This window comes from Leisingera aquaemixtae (genome assembly GCF_006740765.1).
Lineage (GTDB): Bacteria > Pseudomonadota > Alphaproteobacteria > Rhodobacterales > Rhodobacteraceae > Leisingera > Leisingera aquaemixtae.
On the sequence record NZ_CP041159.1, the window covers coordinates 3,082,694 to 3,100,592 of the forward strand.

The following is a 17,899-nucleotide window of genomic DNA, read 5'->3' on the forward strand; positions in this document are numbered from 1 at the left end:
TATGTTGTCCAAACAGTATAGATGTGAGCAAATATTATAGACAAACGCGGAATTCGACGTGAAACGATGAGTTTTTCTAATGAATAATCCCTATCGCCCCCTGCCGCCGCTCGGCGCTTTGATCGGGTTCGAGGCGGCGGCCCGGCTCGGCAGTTTCTCGCAGGCGGCGGAAGAGCTGAACATGACGCAATCGGCGGTGTCGCATCAAATCCGGACGCTGGAAACCCATTTGCAGCAGCCGTTGTTTCTACGCATCAACCGGCGGGTGGAGCTGACGGACGCCGGACGCGACCTGCTGATCTCGGCCCAGGACGCGCTGGAGACAGTGCGGCTCGGGGTGCGGCGGCTTGATGCCTACTCGAAACCTGGGTCAGTTGTCATTCACATGCCGCCGGTCTTCGGCGCGCTCTGGTTCGCACCAAGGCTCGTCCAGTTCCGTGAAAGCTATCCGGAGGTCGACCCCTGGCTTTACACCAGTGGCCATGATGTCGATCTCACCGAGTCCGAGTTTGACATCACAGTGACAACCAGCCCGCACACGGGCGAGGAATTTGTTACCGCCTCCTTCCTTGCGGAGGAACGCGTGCCGCTTGCAAGCCCCGGCCTGGCCGCAGAGTTTCAGAACCGCCTGAGCGAGGCGCCGCTGATCCATGACGAACACCCCGATGACTGGCAGAGCTGGTTCCTGGCCGCCGGGCTGGAGCGGGCGGATTGCTCGAAAGGGCTGAACTTTTCCGATACCGCGCTGGCGGTTGATGCTGCGACACGCGGACTGGGAATGTGCCTTTGCGACAGGAGGCAGGCACAGCCGCTGGTCAGCGAGGGCAGGCTGCAAGTGCTGAGCCCGGTCTGTCTGCGCAGCGACAGCCCGTATTACCTAGTGACGCTGAAGCGTAATCTTCAACGCACCGCTGTCCGGTCGCTGTGGGACTGGATGCTTGCAGAATCCGGCGATAGCTAGCTGCAGGCCGCCGCGGGGGGCCGTGCTGGAGCGGCGGCCTCCTTCGGGAAGAAACAAGCTGATTGCCGCCCGCTGGGCAGCGTTTCCAGCCGGGGCGTTTCGGTCCGGCAGCGGGCTGGGCAGCCCTTCTGCTCGTAGAGCCAGCAGCGGGTGTGAAACGGGCAGCCGCTGGGAATGGCAGCGTGCGAAGGAACATCGCCTGACAGGACGATCGGAGCGGCTTGCGCGCGGTTCCTGGCCTTGACCCTCGGTGCAGCCGATAGCAAAGCCGTCGTATAGGGGTGCGCAGGGCCGGCGGTCATCTCTTTGGCTGCGCCGATCTCGACGATCCGGCCCAGGTACATGACCGCGACGCGCTGGCACAGGTGCCGCACCACCGACAGATCGTGGCTGATGAAGAGCATGGCCATGTTCTGTTCGGTGCGCAGATCGTCCAGCAGGTTCAGGATCTGAGCTTGAACCGAAACATCCAGCGCGCTGACAGGTTCGTCGGCAATGATCACTGGCGGATCGTTGGCAATAGCCCGGGCAATTGCAATGCGCTGCCGCTGGCCGCCGCTGAAATGCTGAGGATAGCGCGCAGCATGGTCCGGGCTCAACCCCACGCGCTGCAGCAGGGACTGGACCCGGGACTGAAGCTTGTCGCGGGAAACGGTTCCTTGGATCAGGAAGGGTTCGGACAGGGTTGTCCCGATGGTTTTCCTGGGGTGCAGCGAGGAATAGGGATCCTGAAACACCATCTGAACTAGCTGGGCCAGCGCGCGCCGCCCGGACGCGCGCGCAGGATCCGTGTGCTGTCCCTTGACATGTATACTGCCCGTGGACGTCTCAGTCAGCCCGACAATGGCTTTGCCAAGAGTTGTTTTTCCGCTGCCGGATTCTCCGATCAGCCCCACCACTTCGCCCTGCTGGATATCCAGGGAGACACCGTTGAGCGCCTTGAAGGTTGCGGGCTTTTTAAACAGCGCCCTGTTCCCGGATGCGCGGAATTCGACAGACAGATCCCTGATTTCAAGGGCGGGGTGCGAATTCTGGCTCATGCGGATTCCTTTGCCTGCGGGGAACATTCCTGCAACAGGCAAGCGACGTGGTGCGCCCTTTGCGGTGTGGCAACGAGCTCCGGTTTGACCGTGGCACAGCCATCAATTGCTTCCGGGCAGCGGTCCCGGAAGGCGCAGCCCGACGGGCGCTGCCAGATTGAGGGCGGGGTGCCCGCAATAGGTGTGAGCCGCTCGCACTCCCCGTCCATCGACGGATGCGCCCCCAACAGCCCCCGGGTATACGGATGCTGCGGGTTTTCGAGAACTTCCTGGGTCGGGCCGCGCTCCACATCCCGCCCGGAATAAAGCACAATCACCTCGTCGCTCATCCCGGCAACCACCCCAAGATCGTGAGTGATCAGCACCAGCGCCATGTTCAAATCGCGCGAGAGCTGTTTCAGCAGTTGCAGGATTTGCGCCTGGATTGTCAGGTCAAGCGCGGTGGTCGGTTCATCGGCGATCAGCAGCTTGGGTTCAAAGACGATTGCCATGGCGATCATGACGCGCTGGCGCTGACCACCGCTCAGCTGATGCGGATAGCGGTGCATCATGCCTTCGGGGTCCGGCATTCCGACCCTCGCCAGCGCCTCAATTGCCCTGCCCCGGGCGCTGGATTTGGTCAGCCGCCGGTGCGCCTGAAGGCATTCCACAATCTGGTCGCCGATCCGCATCACCGGGTTCAGGCTGCTCATCGGGTCCTGGAAGATCATGGCGATGCCGGTGCCTTGCAGTTTGCGGAACTCCGCGGGCCGCATCTGTGCCAGATCAGAGCCATCAAACAAGACCCGCCCGGAGACCTGCAACGGCCCGTCTGTCAGCAGCCCCATGATGGCCATGGCCGCAGTGCTTTTCCCGGAGCCGCTCTCGCCGACGATGCCGAGGCAATTGCCGCGTTCAAGGCGCAGTGACAGGTTTTCGACAATCGCCGCGGTCCGGGCGCCTGCGTTGAGGCTTACGGTCAGGTCTGTGACGTCCAAGAGTGCCATGGCAGGCGCAACATCCTTTTTGCATGGGCCTTCCTGGTACGAACTGACCGAAAGCCGGCGGCGTTGCAGATCACTATAGCCCACCGCCCTGGAAAGGCTGTGCCCCTTAGGTGGTATCGACAGGAACCGCGGAAATTTGGGAGTTTGGGGGCAGGAAATGATGAGCGGCTCCCTGACGGCAGAGGCGCAGATTTCCTGGGAACATAGGGAGCTGAACATGACCTATCCGCGAAAACGCCCGAATACTCCGCAATTTCATCTGCCGCGCCGGTCCTTCCTGGCGGGCAGTTGCGCCTTTGCCGCGATGGCGGCGGCGCCCGGTCAGGCGGTTTGGGCGGCGGGCAGCGCCACGCCTCCCAGCCTGGGTGCGCGCGATCCCAAAACCCTGGTGGTTCTGGTGGATGCAACGGTCGAAAACCTCGATCCGGCCACCAATATCGAATGGGCCTACGGTTTGCGCCCGGTCTATGAGACACTGACCGTGCTGGACGGCAGCCACACGCTGAAGGCGGCACCCGCGCTGGCCACCTCCTGGGAGGCCAGCGAAGACGCAAGCAGCTGGACTTTCACACTGGCGGAAGGAGTGGTGTTCCATGACGGCACCCCCTGCGATGCCGAGGCGGTGAAAAAGGCGGTCACACGCCTGGTGCTGCACCCCGCCGGGCTGGCCGGGACCTGGCAGCTGGAAGACCCGGAAAGCCAGATTGTTGCGGTGGACGCAAAGACCATCCGCTTTGACCTGGGTGAGCCGCGCCCGTTCTTCGACCGCCAGGTCGCCTCGCAATACGGCTTCTGGATTGCCAGCCCCACGGCGGCGGAAGCCCACTCCAAGGGCGATGACGACATGGGATCGGAATACCTGCAGGCCAATCCGGTGGGCACCGGGCCTTACAGGCTGGAAAGCCTGAATCCGGGCCAGGATGCTACCTTTGCTGCCAATGCTGCTTTCCGGGGCGGCTGGGACCATCCGCACTTCAGCCGGGTGATCACCAAGACCATTCCCGTCTCTGCCACCCGCCGCCAGCTGCTGGAGACCGGCGAGGCCGATATGACCCTGGCGATGGAGCCGGAGGATATGGTGGTCTTGCGCGATGACCCGCGGTTTGCCCTGGCCGACACCCCGACCTTCACCGTGCAGTATGTGGCCTTTGCCACAGACGGGAAGCTGGCCAACCCGCGCGCGCGCCAGGCGCTCTGCCACGCATTCGACCACGACGCTTATATGGAGGAAGTGGCGCTTGGGACCGCGGACAAACCCACCTCGGTCTTCCCCTCGCTGATGCAGGGCATGGACGGCAAGGACCGGCTGCTGCCCTATGATCTGGATAGGGCCCGCGCCCTGCTGGCCGAGGCTGGGATACCCGAAGGCACCGAGCTGACGATGGCCTATTACTCCGGCTTTGGCGACATTGAAGGCCAGTTGCTGCAGGCCTGGCTGTCGGAGATCGGGATCAGCCTCAAACTCCAGGAAATGTCCTTTTCCGCCTATCTCGACGTGTTCTTCGGCGAAGGCACGGCCGAGGAGCGCCCCGATCTGTTCTATTTCTCCTGGTGGCCCAACGTGGATCATCCCTACAGCTTTGCCTGGGGGCTGTTCAGCGGTGATGCGGCCACCTTTGACGGCAATACCGGGCGCTATACCAACGCCGAGGCAACCGCGCTGATCGACGAGCTGCGCAACCAGGTGATGAATGAGGAAATGACGGCCAAGTTCCGGCGCCTTGCCGAAATCCTGACGAACGAAGACCCGGCCTGGCTGCCAATCCTGCAGGAGCGCGCCCAGTTCGTGTCGCGCAACGACATTGCGGGGCTGGAGAACAACCCGATCTATGTGGCGACGCTTGATATGTACAACCTGTCGCGCAAGTCCTGAGGGCTGTGCGAATGCTGCGCTTCATTCTCAGACGCACCGCTGCAACCCTGGTGCTGCTGGCCGGTGTCGTGCTGATGACCTTCGCGCTGGCCCGGCTGCTGCCGGGCGATCCCGCGCGCCTGATCGCCGGTGCCCGTGCCGATGCTGAGGCAGTGGCCTCGGTGCGTGAACGGCTTGGCCTGGATGATCCGGTCATCACGCAATTCACGGCCTATGCGGGCAATGTGCTGCAGGGTGATTTCGGGCGCTCGGTCGTTACCCGGCGGCCTATCTCAGAAGACATCCTGACTTTTTTCCCTGCAACGCTGGAACTGGTCCTTGTTGCGGGTCTGATCTCCCTGCTGCTGGGGGTAATACTGGGCACCCTGGCGGCGGTCAAAAGCGGCCGGCCCGCGGATGCAGGCGTGCGCTGCGTTGCGGTTCTGGGCCTGTCGGTGCCCGATTTCTGGATTGCGCTGGTGTTCCAGTTGATCTTTTTCGCCACCTTGGGGCTGGTGCCATTCGGCGGACGGCTTGGCACAGGGATTGCAGCACCCGATTTTGTGACAGGATTCATGACCGTCGACAGCCTGATTGCCGGCCGGTTCGACCTGTTCACAGATGCGCTGCACCATATGATCCTGCCGGTTGCAGTGCTAGCGATCCCGTCGATGGCGATCACCATCAGGGTGGTGCGGACTTCGCTGCTGGAGGTTCTGTCGCAGGATTTCATCCGCACCGCGCGCTCCAAGGGGGTCTCGCCGGCGCGGGTGTACTTCAAACATGCGCTTGGCAATGCGCTGCTGCCCATCGTCACCATCTTCGGGCTGAACACCGGCCTGCTGATTTCCGGCGCGGTGTTCATCGAGCTAATCTTCAACTGGCCGGGGCTCGGCCGCTACACGGCAAACGCCATCTCGGCCTCCGACTACAACGCCATCATGGCCATCACCCTTGTGGTGTCGGTGGCCTATACGCTGATCAACTTCCTTGTTGATCTGAGCTATTCCTTCCTCGACCCGCGGGTGGATCTGACATGAGCGCTGAAACCTCCTTGCCCCCGTCCCGCGCCCGCCTGCCCAAGGCCCTTGGCCGTATCATCCATCCGGTTGCCAGCTTTGCCAGCTCTTCCGGCCAGGCAGTTCTGGCGGTGGCAATTGTCGCCTTGGTTGTGGCGATCTCGCTTCTTGCCTTCGGTGCCTGCGTGATGGACACGCATATCACCGCCTTTGATCCGCTCAAGATGAACATCCGGGCGCGGCTTGAACCGCCTTCGGCAGAGCATTGGATGGGCACCGACAAGATCGGGCGGGACATGCTGGCGCGGGTGGTGGCCGGTTCGTGGATCTCGCTGTCGGTGTCATTCGCTGTTCTGGCCGTCGCCGCCGTCATCGGCACCAGCTTCGGACTGATTGCAGGCTATGCGGGCGGGCTTGCGGATGAAATCCTGATGCGCGTCACGGACCTGTTCCTGGCTTTCCCGGCGCTGATCCTGGCGGCTGCGATTGCGGCCAGCTTTGGCGGCGGGATGGTCTCGACAACGATTGCCTTGGCTGCCGTGTTCTGGCCCTGGTACGCCCGGCTGATCCGCAGCCGCATCCTGTCGCTGAAAGAACAGGAGTTCATTGCTGCCGCCCGCTGCATGGGCGCCTCGCACCTGCGGCTGATCTTCTCCGACCTGCTGCCGATGGTCTGGCCGCTGGTGATCGTCCAGGCCACCACCGACGTCGGTTTTGTGATCCTGGCCGCATCCGGGCTGTCGTTCCTGGGGCTCGGCGCGCAGCCGCCGACACCGGAATGGGGCGCGATGATCTTTGACAGCCTCACCCACCAGCCCGCGTACTGGTGGCTGGCAGTCTTTCCCGGCGGGGCAATTGCCCTCGTCGCGATCGGTTTCAACCTGCTGGGCGACAGCCTGCGCGACCATCTCGATCCGTCGCTCGGCGCTTCCGAAGCCGGCATCTGAACAAGGAAGAACTCTATGAACCGCCGAAATTTTCTTGCTGCCGGAGCGGCAGCGCTTTCTGGAGTGCTGGCTGCAAAGCCCGCCGCCGCCGCCCGCCCGGTAGATTACACAAAGACCGGTGCCACCGTCTTTTCAGGCACCCCGGCGGCGGATGGTTTTGCCTTCCCTGCCGAATGGGCGCGGCACGAGCGCAGCCTGATGCAGTTTCCGCCGCCGCAGAACTGGTATCCGAACCAGCTGAATGCCGCGCGCAAGGAATGGGCCGATGTTGCCAATACCGTGGCGGAGTATGAACCCGTCACTATGGCAGTGCGGCGGCGCGACAAGGCCGCGGCAAAGAAGCTGCTGTCTTCGGAAATCACCCTGATCGAAATGCCGCTGAATGATGCCTGGTCGCGCGACAGCGGGCCGATGATCGTGCAGAACGCGCAAGGTGCGCGCCGGATTGCAGGCTTCACCTTCAACGGGTGGGGCCGCAAATTTCCGCCCTACAAACACGACACACTGGCCAAGGGCAGGTTTGCAGCGCATCTGGGGCTGCCGATGTACACATCGGAGCTGGTGCTGGAGGGCGGCGCCGTGGCCGTGGACGGCCAAGGCACGCTTCTGACCACCGAGGAGTGCCTGCTGCACACGAACCGGAATCCCGACTGGAGCAAAGCCCGGGTGGAAGCAGAATTGAAGGCCGGTCTGGGGGTGCAGAAGGTGATCTGGCTGCCCCGCGGCCTCACCCCGGACCCGATCACCGACGGGCATGTGGACGGCATGGCAGCCTTTGCCGCTCCCGGCACCGTGCTGCTGCACACAACCGATGACCGCTCCGATCCCAACCACCGGATCACCCAGGATGCCAAGCGCATACTGCAACAGGCAACGGACGCCCGCGGGCGGCGCTTTGAGGTCATTGAAATCCCGCTGACCAGCTATGACGTCGTCCACATGAATTTCTACATCTGCAACGGCGCAATCATCGTGCCGGTGTCGGGCCGGAAGGGCGAGGATGACCGGCCACTTGCCATCCTGCGCGAAGCCTTTCCAGGCCGCCGGGTGACGGGCGTCTCCGGCCGCATGATCGGCGGCGGCGGCGGCGGGGTGCATTGCATCACCCAGCAGGTGCCTGCGGTCTGAATAAAGAAAAAGGGGCCGATTGCTTGGCCCCTTGTTCAGTCGGTGGAGAGGGATTTGTCGTATTTCACGAAGGGTGTGAGCGTGGCAACCTGATCGTATAGCCTGCGGGCAGTGTGATTGAACTCCTGCGTGTGCCAATAGAGAACAGAGACCCCTTCTGCCTCCGCCCGCTTTGCCACTTCGCCGATCAAAGCCCGCCCAACACCGGCACCGCGCGCCTGCGGATCGACAAACAGGTCCTGAAGGTAACAGGTATCCTCGACTGACCACATATCGCGGTGCAGCAAATAGTGGCCGATACCAATGGCTTCGCCATTCAGCTCTGCAATCAGGCCGCGGTATTCCCGCGCATCTGCCGAAAGCAGCCTTGCAAAGCTGCTGTCGTAGACGCGCGCTGGCAGCGTGGCCTTGTAGAAGGTGAGGTAGCCGGTCCACAGACGGTCCCAGCTTTTGCGGTCGCTTTGTTCAACCGGCCGGATCGTCACCAAGCTTGTCATCGCATCGTTCCTGTCTTGCCGTCCAAGGTGTGCAGCGCCCCGTACATATGCGGCCTGCGGTCCCGGAAAACACCCCAGGCGCTGCGGTAGCGCGCTGCGGCGTCCAGATCGACAGCTGCCGTGATGAAGGTTTCTTCCGTGCGGCCCGCCTCCGCCAGGATTTCTCCGGTGCAGCCGGCAATGAAAGAGGTGCCATAGAAAACACCAGCCGTGTTGCCGTCCTGCTCCCTGCCCACCCGGTTTGAAGCCACCACCGGAATCATGTTTGCAGCGGCGTGACCCTGCATCGTGCGCCGCCAATGGCCGCTGCTGTCCAGCTCCGGGTTGTTCGGCTCACTGCCGATGGCGGTCGGGAACAACAATATCTCAGCCCCTTGCAGTGCCAGGCAGCGGGCGGTTTCCGGGAACCACTGGTCCCAGCAGATGCCGCAGCCGATCCGGCCAAAGCGGGTTTCTACCACCTGGAAACCGCTGTCGCCCGGCGAGAAATAGAATTTCTCCTCATACCCCGGCGCCTGAGGGATATGGGTTTTGCGGTAGTTGGCCAGAATGGTGCCATCGGCGTCAGCAATGGCCAGCGAGTTGTAGCGCGCCAGCCTCGCCTCCTCGTAGTAGGAGATTGGCATCACCACGCCAAGTTTCCGGGCCAGCGAGGTGAAATGCTGCACCACCTGGCTTTGATCCGGCGAACAGGCAAGCGGAAAGTGGTCCGTTGACTGTTCAAGACAGAAATAAGGCGTTTCGAACAGCTCCTGCAGCAAAATCACCTGTGCCCCGGCCTCGGCGGCGCGGGTCACCAGTGCTTCGGCCTTGTCGATGTTTTTGTCGATGTCCCAGCTACAGGCCATCTGGGTAGCCGCAAGCGTTACCTGTCGCATGAGTTCACTCCTGACTGGCGATGAAATCTTGGACTGAGCCGGCAACAGCCCCGATCAGCTCATCGCATTGGTCCTTGCTGATGATCAGCGGTGGCGACAGGATGATCTGGTCGCCCACCGGGCGCACGATGGCTCCGCGCTCCAAACAGCCTTGGAACACCTTGGCAGCGGCCTGCTCGGTTAGTTCAATAGGGGCTTTGCTGGCCTTGTCGGAGACCAGATCAATGCCCAGCATCAAATGGCTGCCGCGCACATCGCCAACGATAGGCAGGTTTAGCAGGGATTGGGCGCTCTCCTGAAAATAGGGGCCAATCTCGCGCACGTGATTCAGAATGCCTTCGCGTTCGATGATCTCGATGTTCTTCAGCGCCGCTGCACAAGCCACCGGATGCCCGAAGTAGGTGAAACCCATCGAAAAGATGCCGCCCTCGCATTGCGGACGGGCAATGGTCCCGTAGATTTCATCCGAAATCATCGTTGCCCCCAGCGGGATGTAGCCTGAAGTCAGCCCCTTGGCGCAAACCAGAATGTCAGGCGTATAGCCGAACAGCGCCTCCGAGGAGAACCATTCACCCAGACGGCCAAAGCCCGTGACCACTTCATCCGCGATATAAAGCATGTCATGCGCCTTGCAGACCTCATACATGCGCTTGTGGTAGCCCTCGGGCGCAACCAGCACCCCGCCGGCGCCCATGATCGGCTCGGCGATGAAGGCGGCCACATTGTCAGGGCCAAGCTGCTGGATCCGTGCTTCGAATTCCCGCACCAGATAGTCGCAGTAGTCGCCGTCGCTCCAGCCCTCAGGCTTGGCATAGAGGTTGGCTTCCGAGACATGGCTGATGAAATCCTCGCCGATCCGGTCGAAGCCGTATTTGGTGCCGTGGATGCCAGTGAGCGAGGCCGCCACATAGGTGGCGCCATGGTAGCCGTTCTGCCGCGAGATAATCTTTTTCTTCCGGTGCTGGCCCTTCATGTCAAAAAAATAATGGACCAGCCGCACCGCGGCATCATTGGCGGTTGAGCCGCCGCAGGTGTAATAGACGCGGTTCAGGTCTCCCGGCGCCAGTTCCGCAAGCTTGGCGCCCAGCTGGGCAGCCGGTACATTGGTGCTATGGCCGAACGGGTTGTAATACTGCATGTCCAACACCTGTTTGGCGATGGCTTCGGCCATTTCTTCGCGGCCGTGGCCGATGTTCACGCACCAGAGCCCGGCAATGCCGTCCAGCAGTTGTTTGCCCTCGGCGTCGATGACATGCACGCCTTCGGCGCGCCCGATCACATGGCTGCCCTCTTCGGCAAAGGTGGCGAAATCCGTGTAGGGGTGTAATAGATGGGCGCGGTCCTGTGCCCATGCTGTTTGAGTGCCGAGGGGGGCGGTCATCGGGGCTCTCCTGAAAGTGGCGGGGGCTCTATTGGTCTGTCCCAGCTTCTCCCAGACCGCCTTGCGGTCACAGTCCCCCGCAGTGGGTATTGGACTTGCCCGGATTTAGTGGAGAGCGTTTATCTCACTTCGAGAGCCTCGCGCTCGAATGCGATAGGGCTTTTGAAGCCGAGCGATGAATGTTGCCTGACTGGGTTATAAAATCCGTCGATGTATCTGGCGATGGCGTTTTCTGCCTGTTCCCGGGTATGCTAGGCAATCGGCCAGATCAGCTCCGACTTGATGGTCTTGAAGAAGGTCTCGACCATCGAATTGTCGTAGCAGTTCCCCTTGCTGCTCGTCGAGATCAGGATGCCGCGTTTGCGAAGCTCGGCTTGGTAATCGACAGAGCAGTATTGGGCGGATTCAACCGGTCGTCGCAACACCCCGTTCTTGGAGGTGTAGATGATGACAGGAAGACGGAAATCCGAGCGCTCGACGCGGCGTAAATTGTCCTCGCCAGGACGTCCACCAGTCTGGCAGCGTGAGAATTTATGCCGGTTCTGGCAGGGTGTCGCAGCAGGTCTCTCCAGCGAAGAGGCGGCTGTAGCAGCAGGTGTTTCTGCTCCCGTGGCCGCGCTCTGCGTCTCCCCCGTGAACGCGGCCGAAAGCGAGGTAAGCCGTTCATTGCGGATGCGCTGATGATCAGCAACCGCCCCGCAGAGATCGGAGATAGGGCAGTGCCAGGGCATTGGGAGGGGGACCTCATTCTTGGCCTCGGAAGTTCGGCTTCCCGCCATGCAAAGAAGCCGCTCTGGCTGACACCCAGAGTCTGGCACATACGGCTGATGGGAGAGCTTTGCCTTCTCCGCTTCGATGAAGGCAAAGCTCATCGAAGCGGAGAAGGCTGCGGCTCTTTTTAGGATGTCGCGCTCCTGCTTCAGCACCGCATTCTCCTTGCGCAGCCGCTTCAGCTCGGCTCGCAGATCGGCCTGGGCTTCCGCAGGCTCCTCGGCATCCCGATCCTGCCTCACCCATCGCGTCAGCGTTGAGAGGCCAATGCCGAGATCATCTGCAACTTCACGTCGTGTGAGTCCGCTGGTCAGCGCCAGCCGAACCGCTTCACGCCGAAATTCCGGCGCCGGTCTGTTTCCGTTTCCCATAGAACACCTCCTGGTTCCTCAGTTGGTGCTCTCCACTAAATCCGGGCAAGTCCACTTCAAACCGCGGACTTTTCAGGGGAGCACGTCATCGGGGATCACATCACGGCCCCGGCGCCCCGGTTCGGCTCTGTCCGGGCTTCGTTCGGGCTGTTGTTTTCCGGTTTTTGGAACGCAAAACCGCCGCTTGCGGTGTGCGCAGCGGCGGGTCTGGTTCAGTCATCGTTTTTGAGAGTTTTTGGATTTTACTAGGTTTGGCGGTGACCTACTCTCCCAGGGCTTGAGCCCAAGTACCATCGGCGCGACAGTGCTTAACTTCCGGGTTCGGGATGGGACCGGGTGTTTCACTTGTGCTGTGGCCACCAAACCAAGAAAAATCCAAAAGCCTTCGGCTTTTGGATTTGGCGGCAGGCAGCGTGTTTACGCAGTAAACATGCGTTGCCGCCCCCCTGTTGTGTCAGGAGGCGTTTCCAAAAGCGGAAGGCAGTACAATCAACGTTGTCCGTGTTTTTTTGGGATGGTTTGCTTGTTTGGTTTTCGTAACACTGTCTGTTACTGGATCAAATCAAGCCTATCGGGCGATTAGTACCGGTCAGCTGAACGCATTGCTGCGCTTACACCTCCGGCCTATCGGCGTGGTGGTCTTCCACGGCCCTCAGGGATACCTTGTTTTGAGGGGGGCTTCCCGCTTAGATGCCTTCAGCGGTTATCCTGTCCGATCATAGCTACCCAGCACTGCTATTGGCATAACAACTGGTCCACCAGTGGATCGTTCACCCCGGTCCTCTCGTACTAGGGGCAACTCCTCTCAAGTATCCTGCACCCACGGCAGATAGGGACCGAACTGTCTCACGACGTTCTAAACCCAGCTCACGTACCTCTTTAAACGGCGAACAGCCGTACCCTTGGGACCTGCTCCAGCCCCAGGATGAGATGAGCCGACATCGAGGTGCCAAACACTGCCGTCGATATGGACTCTTGGGCAGTATCAGCCTGTTATCCCCGGCGTACCTTTTATCCGTTGAGCGATGGCCCTTCCACGCGGGACCACCGGATCACTATGGCCGACTTTCGTCTCTGCTCGACTTGTCAGTCTTGCAGTCAGGCTGGCTTCTGCCATTGCACTCAACGAGCGATTTCCGACCGCTCTGAGCCAACCTTCGCGCGCCTCCGTTACTCTTTAGGAGGCGACCGCCCCAGTCAAACTACCCGCCACGCAGGGTCCCGGATCCGGATAACGGACCGCGGTTAGACATCAAGAGTGCGAAGGGTGGTATCTCAAGGGAGGCTCCACCGGAACTTGCGTTCCGGCTTCGATGCCTACCACCTATCCTGCACATCACAATCCTGATGCCAGTGCGAAGCTGTAGTAAAGGTGCACGGGGTCTTTCCGTCTAACCGCGGGAAGCCTGCATCTTGACAGGCAATTCAATTTCGCTGAGTCGATGTTGGAGACAGCGGGGAAGTCGTTACGCCATTCGTGCAGGTCGGAACTTACCCGACAAGGAATTTCGCTACCTTAGGACCGTTATAGTTACGGCCGCCGTTTACCTGGGCTTCAATTCGGAGCTCTCACCCCTCCTTTTAACCTTCAGGCACCGGGCAGGCGTCAGACCCTATACGTCGCCTTGCGGCTTCGCAGAGCCCTGTGTTTTTAATAAACAGTCGCCACCCCCTGGTTTGTGCCCCCGGATCCAAGTTGCCTTGAACCCGGGCCTCCTTCTCGCGAACTTACGGAGGTATTTTGCCGAGTTCCTTCAACATCGTTCTCTCAAGCGCCTTGGTATTCTCTACCAGTCCACCTGTGTCGGTTTAGGGTACGGTCTGATGGAGGGCTATTTCCAGGAACCGATCAGCAGCCCATTCAATCCGATAAGAATGAACTACCCTCACGATCCGTCACATCCTCCTGGCCCACGAATATTAACGTGGTTCCCATCGCCTACGCCTTTCGGCCTCGGCTTAGGGGCCGGCTTACCCTGCTCAGATTAGCTTTAAGCAGGAACCCTTGGACTTTCGGCGAGAGTGTCTCTCACACTCTTTGTCGCTACTCATGTCATCATTCTCGCTAGTGATCTCTCCACCGGATGGCTCACGCCCCGGCTTCATCGAAAGCTCCTTGCGTCCAATCTTTCCCGGAGGAAAGTAAGGACGCATGGAACTATGTCACACTACGCTCTGCTACCATGCACTATGTGCATCCTCGGCTTCGGCTCATGGCTTGAGCCCCGTTACATCTTCGCCGCAAGACATCTTAATTAGACCAGTGAGCTGTTACGCTATCTTTAAAGGATGGCTGCTTCTAAGCCAACCTCCTGGTTGTTTTGGACGTCTCACCTGCTTTCCCACTTAGCCATGAATTGGGGGCCTTAGCCGGAGGTCAGGGTTGTTTCCCTCTCCACGACGGACGTTAGCATCCGCCGTGTGTCTGCCATCTAGTACTCCCGGGTATTCGGAGTTTGGTTAGGATCAGTAAGCCTGTGGGGCCCCATTACCCATCCAGTGCTCTACCCCCCGGGGTATTCGGATGACGCTCTACCTAAATAGATTTCGCAGAGAACCAGCTATCTCCGAGTTTGATTGGCCTTTCACCCCTAGGCACAGCTCATCCCGATCCTTTTCAACGGATGTGGGTTCGGCCCTCCAATGCGTGTTACCGCATCTTCAGCCTGGCCATGCCTAGATCACTCGGTTTCGGGTCTGATCCCACGAACTCATGCGCCCTATTAAGACTCGCTTTCGCTGCGCCTCCGCCTAGCGGCTTAAGCTTGCTCGTGAGACCAAGTCGATGACCCATTATACAAAAGGTACGCTGTCAGCCCTCAAGGGGCCTCCAACTGATTGTAGGCGTTCGGTTTCAGGTACTGTTTCACTCCCCTCGCCGGGGTGCTTTTCACCTTTCCCTCACGGTACTGGTTCGCTATCGGTCAGTAAGGAGTACTTAGCCTTCGGAGGTGGTCCTCCGGTCTTCGAACAGGATTTCACGTGTCCCGCCCTACTTAATACGTCCCTCAGAGCTTCCCATACGGGGCTGTCACCCGCTCTGGCTGCGTTTCCCAACGCATTCTGGTCACTCATCAGGCTCGGCTGGTCCGCGTTCGCTCGCCGCTACTAACGGAGTCTCTATTGATGTCCTTTCCTCCGGGTACTTAGATGTTTCAGTTCCCCGGGTTTGCTCTTAAAGACCTATGTATTCAGTCCTTAAGTACCTGGTTAAGCCCATTATAAGCAGCCTTGCGGCTATTATAACAAACTTTCAGGTGGGTTCCCCCATTCAGAGATCTTGGGATCAAAGCCTATTCCCGGCTCCCCCAAGCTTATCGCAGGGTATCACGTCTTTCATCGCCTCTTACTGCCAAGGCATCCACCAAACGCCCTTCTCGCGCTTGATTTGATCCAGAAAGAGACAGTGCAAACTGCCGCGGCACCGGAAGCTGGTAAGAAACCGGCGCCTCTATTTCTGAACCAAAAAGCAAACTATCCCGCTCTCAACCATGTCGGTGGTTGAGAACTTGTTGCATGATCGTGCGATCATGCGGGTTAGTGTACTTGACTTGGACAACACTGTTTTTTCAGCCAGGCAGACCCGTGGATGCCCGAGGAAAGGGGCATGTGCACAGGCTCGCGTCACTTCCGAAGAAGATCGGCACCTCACTGAGGCTCTCCCCTCACGCGGGGCGCCAACAGTATTGTTGATTGTATCTCTCTTAACGATGTCAATGTGTGCGTCTGAAGAACAGACGTTCAAACAGTCAGCAACTGCTTGAAGATATGTTCTTCCATATGGCCACTTCCGGGGAAGTGGTGGGTCGAGGAGGACTTGAACCTCCGGCCTCACGCTTATCAGGCGTGCGCTCTAACCACCTGAGCTACCGACCCATATTGTCCGGGCCGTTTGCATGAGTGGTGGAGCCTAGGAGGATCGAACTCCTGACCTCCTGAATGCAAATCAGGCGCTCTCCCAGCTGAGCTAAGGCCCCTTGCTTTTGGACCCCTGCCGGGCAGGCATCCGATGTTTTCTGAAGAGATATGAGGACGGTCCGGTCCGTATGCGACCAGCTTTGTTTGCTGGTCTTCTGCTAAGTGATGCACGATCAGGAGCAAGCTCCGTGATGCTAGCATCATCCTTAGAAAGGAGGTGATCCAGCCGCAGGTTCCCCTACGGCTACCTTGTTACGACTTCACCCCAGTCGCTGAGCTCACCGTGGTCCGCTGCCTCCTCGAAAGGTTGGCGCACGGCCTTCGGGTAAACCCAACTCCCATGGTGTGACGGGCGGTGTGTACAAGGCCCGGGAACGTATTCACCGCGTCATGCTGTTACGCGATTACTAGCGATTCCGACTTCATGCCGCCGAGTTGCAGACGACAATCCGAACTGAGACAGTTTTTTGGGATTAACCCATTGTCACTGCCATTGTAGCACGTGTGTAGCCCAACCCGTAAGGGCCATGAGGACTTGACGTCATCCACACCTTCCTCCCGCTTATCACGGGCAGTTTCCTTAGAGTGCCCAGCCGAACTGCTGGCAACTAAGGATGTGGGTTGCGCTCGTTGCCGGACTTAACCGAACATCTCACGACACGAGCTGACGACAGCCATGCAGCACCTGTCACTCGGTCACCGAAGTGAAAACCAGATCTCTCTGGCGGTCCGAGGATGTCAAGGGTTGGTAAGGTTCTGCGCGTTGCTTCGAATTAAACCACATGCTCCACCGCTTGTGCGGGCCCCCGTCAATTCCTTTGAGTTTTAACCTTGCGGCCGTACTCCCCAGGCGGAATGCTTAATCCGTTAGGTGTGACACCGACTAGCATGCTAGCCGACGTCTGGCATTCATCGTTTACGGTGTGGACTACCAGGGTATCTAATCCTGTTTGCTCCCCACACTTTCGCACCTCAGCGTCAGTATCGAGCCAGTGAGCCGCCTTCGCCACTGGTGTTCCTCCGAATATCTACGAATTTCACCTCTACACTCGGAATTCCACTCACCTCTCTCGAACTCAAGACTGGGAGTTTTGGAGGCAGTTCCAGGGTTGAGCCCTGGGATTTCACCCCCAACTTTCCAGTCCGCCTACGCGCGCTTTACGCCCAGTAATTCCGAACAACGCTAACCCCCTCCGTATTACCGCGGCTGCTGGCACGGAGTTAGCCGGGGTTTCTTTACCTGCTACTGTCATTATCATCACAGGCGAAAGAGCTTTACGACCCTAAGGCCTTCATCACTCACGCGGCATGGCTGGATCAGGCTTGCGCCCATTGTCCAAGATTCCCCACTGCTGCCTCCCGTAGGAGTCTGGGCCGTGTCTCAGTCCCAGTGTTGCTGATCATCCTCTAAAACCAGCTATAGATCGTAGGCTTGGTAGGCCATTACCCCACCAACTACCTAATCTAACGCGGGCCGATCCTTCTCCGATAAATCTTTCCCCCGAAGGGCGTATAAGGTATTACTCACCGTTTCCAGTGGCTATTCCTTAGAGAAGGGCACGTTCCCACGCGTTACTAACCCGTCCGCCGCTCACCCCGAAGGGCGCGCTCGACTTGCATGTGTTAGGCCTGCCGCCAGCGTTCGTTCTGAGCCAGGATCAAACTCTCAAGTTGAAACGCTCGTTAAAGCGTATCCTTGACGTTCGAACCTCTGCACATCTTCACCAGGAGGCTAATCCTGATGAAAGTCTCTGTTTGTCTGTGCTTCAGTACCAAAGGCACCGAAAGCCGAACAAACAGTGAAGCTGACACCACATCATCGGGCCGGAACCCTAGTGGCGCGATATACAGAAGTCTGATCCATCGAAATGAACCGTGACCGCCCGCATATCTCTTCAGTTATCCATCAATGTCAAAGAGCAAACACCCAGAGGCCAAAAACCAGACCGATGCGCCAATCTTCCGGCGCGCCCGCCTCTTCAAACCCTCAGATGCCGCCGTCTCTCCAGCGTGTCCCACCGTCTCTCCAGTGTGTTTCCCGATCCGTTACCGCGTCGCCCTGTCTGGCTCAGCGTCCCGTCCGGTGTGTCTCAGCAGCGCCTCAGCGCCGCCGGTGAGGGGGCTTTTACGGATACCCCCGCAGACCCGCA

10 protein-coding genes, 2 tRNA genes, 3 rRNA genes and 4 pseudogenes are annotated in these 17,899 nt (G+C 59.6%); 7 read left to right on the plus strand and 12 right to left on the minus strand.

All coding sequences use genetic code 11. The annotated features are described in order from the left end of the window. Positions 1–79 precede the first annotated feature (79 nt). Positions 80–961, plus strand: a complete 882-nt coding sequence (locus R2C4_RS16825) for a LysR substrate-binding domain-containing protein (protein WP_141891502.1) — start codon at positions 80–82, stop codon at positions 959–961. Here R2C4_RS16825 and R2C4_RS16830 read toward each other — a convergent pair. Both R2C4_RS16830 and R2C4_RS16835 read right to left on the minus strand, forming a co-directional pair. Continuing rightward, positions 958–2,028, minus strand: coding sequence for an ABC transporter ATP-binding protein (locus tag R2C4_RS16830; RefSeq protein ID WP_208764499.1), 1,071 nt, complete (start codon positions 2,026–2,028; stop codon positions 958–960). The two genes, R2C4_RS16825 and R2C4_RS16830, sit on opposite strands and share 4 nt — an antisense overlap. Beyond that, complete coding sequence (locus tag R2C4_RS16835; RefSeq protein WP_167510269.1) at positions 1,998–2,987, minus strand: ABC transporter ATP-binding protein; 990 nt, start codon at positions 2,985–2,987, stop codon at positions 1,998–2,000. Before R2C4_RS16835 ends, R2C4_RS16830 begins: the two co-directional genes overlap by 31 nt. A 160-nt stretch (positions 2,988–3,147) precedes the next feature. Between R2C4_RS16835 and R2C4_RS16840 the strand changes: the two genes are divergently transcribed. From R2C4_RS16840 to R2C4_RS16855, 4 genes are read left to right on the plus strand one after another with little or no spacing between them, the layout of a single operon-like run. Next, positions 3,148–4,860, plus strand: coding sequence for an ABC transporter substrate-binding protein (locus tag R2C4_RS16840; RefSeq protein ID WP_167510270.1), 1,713 nt, complete (start codon positions 3,148–3,150; stop codon positions 4,858–4,860). An 11-nt stretch (positions 4,861–4,871) separates the two neighbouring features. Beyond that, positions 4,872–5,879 carry an ABC transporter permease gene (locus R2C4_RS16845; RefSeq protein ID WP_141891505.1) on the plus strand — a complete coding sequence of 336 codons (1,008 nt, stop codon included), beginning with the start codon at positions 4,872–4,874 and terminating at the stop codon, positions 5,877–5,879. After that, complete coding sequence (locus tag R2C4_RS16850; RefSeq protein ID WP_141891506.1) at positions 5,876–6,805, plus strand: ABC transporter permease; 930 nt, start codon at positions 5,876–5,878, stop codon at positions 6,803–6,805. The genes R2C4_RS16845 and R2C4_RS16850 overlap by 4 nt, the downstream gene beginning before the upstream one ends. 15 nt (positions 6,806–6,820) lie before the next feature. Continuing rightward, positions 6,821–7,933: an agmatine deiminase family protein gene (locus tag R2C4_RS16855; protein WP_141891507.1), complete on the plus strand. Its 1,113-nt coding sequence runs from the start codon at positions 6,821–6,823 to the stop codon at positions 7,931–7,933. Positions 7,934–7,968: 35 nt separating this feature from the next. Here R2C4_RS16855 and R2C4_RS16860 read toward each other — a convergent pair whose 3' ends face one another. The 4 genes and pseudogenes from R2C4_RS16860 to R2C4_RS21315 all read right to left on the minus strand — a co-directional run. Next, positions 7,969–8,430 carry a GNAT family N-acetyltransferase gene (locus R2C4_RS16860; RefSeq protein WP_141891508.1) on the minus strand — a complete coding sequence of 154 codons (462 nt, stop codon included), beginning with the start codon at positions 8,428–8,430 and terminating at the stop codon, positions 7,969–7,971. Further along, positions 8,427–9,278, minus strand: a complete 852-nt coding sequence (gene aguB, locus R2C4_RS16865) for an N-carbamoylputrescine amidase (RefSeq protein ID WP_244940743.1) — start codon at positions 9,276–9,278, stop codon at positions 8,427–8,429. Before aguB ends, R2C4_RS16860 begins: the two co-directional genes overlap by 4 nt. Positions 9,279–9,312: 34 nt before the next feature. Next, positions 9,313–10,689, minus strand: a complete 1,377-nt coding sequence (locus R2C4_RS16870; protein ID WP_141891510.1) for an aminotransferase — start codon at positions 10,687–10,689, stop codon at positions 9,313–9,315. 119 nt (positions 10,690–10,808) lie between these two features. Continuing rightward, positions 10,809–11,090, minus strand: a pseudogene (locus R2C4_RS21315) (transposase); the annotation flags it as partial. A gap of 43 nt (positions 11,091–11,133) precedes the next feature. Between R2C4_RS21315 and R2C4_RS21565 the strand changes: the two are divergent. Continuing rightward, positions 11,134–11,307: pseudogene (locus tag R2C4_RS21565) on the plus strand (IS30 family transposase); the annotation flags it as partial. Next, a pseudogene (locus tag R2C4_RS21570) lies at positions 11,301–11,459 on the plus strand (IS30 family transposase); the annotation flags it as partial. The pseudogenes R2C4_RS21565 and R2C4_RS21570, both read left to right, overlap by 7 nt. Here the strand turns inward: R2C4_RS21570 and R2C4_RS21320 are convergent. The 6 genes and pseudogenes from R2C4_RS21320 to R2C4_RS16900 form a co-directional block, all read right to left on the minus strand. Next, positions 11,459–11,831: pseudogene (locus R2C4_RS21320) on the minus strand (transposase); the annotation flags it as partial. The pseudogenes R2C4_RS21570 and R2C4_RS21320 sit on opposite strands and share 1 nt — an antisense overlap. A gap of 249 nt (positions 11,832–12,080) precedes the next feature. Next, positions 12,081–12,195, minus strand: a 5S ribosomal RNA gene (gene rrf / locus R2C4_RS16880). 194 nt (positions 12,196–12,389) lie between these two features. Further along, a 23S ribosomal RNA gene (locus R2C4_RS16885) occupies positions 12,390–15,220 on the minus strand. Positions 15,221–15,630: 410 nt separating this feature from the next. After that, positions 15,631–15,707 (minus strand) — tRNA-Ile (locus tag R2C4_RS16890). A 25-nt stretch (positions 15,708–15,732) separates the two neighbouring features. Continuing rightward, a tRNA-Ala gene (locus tag R2C4_RS16895) sits at positions 15,733–15,808 on the minus strand. 151 nt (positions 15,809–15,959) lie between these two features. Then, positions 15,960–17,423 (minus strand): 16S ribosomal RNA (locus R2C4_RS16900). The 16S, 23S and 5S rRNA genes sit together here with 2 tRNA genes alongside, the layout of an rRNA operon. Positions 17,424–17,899 lie beyond the last annotated feature (476 nt).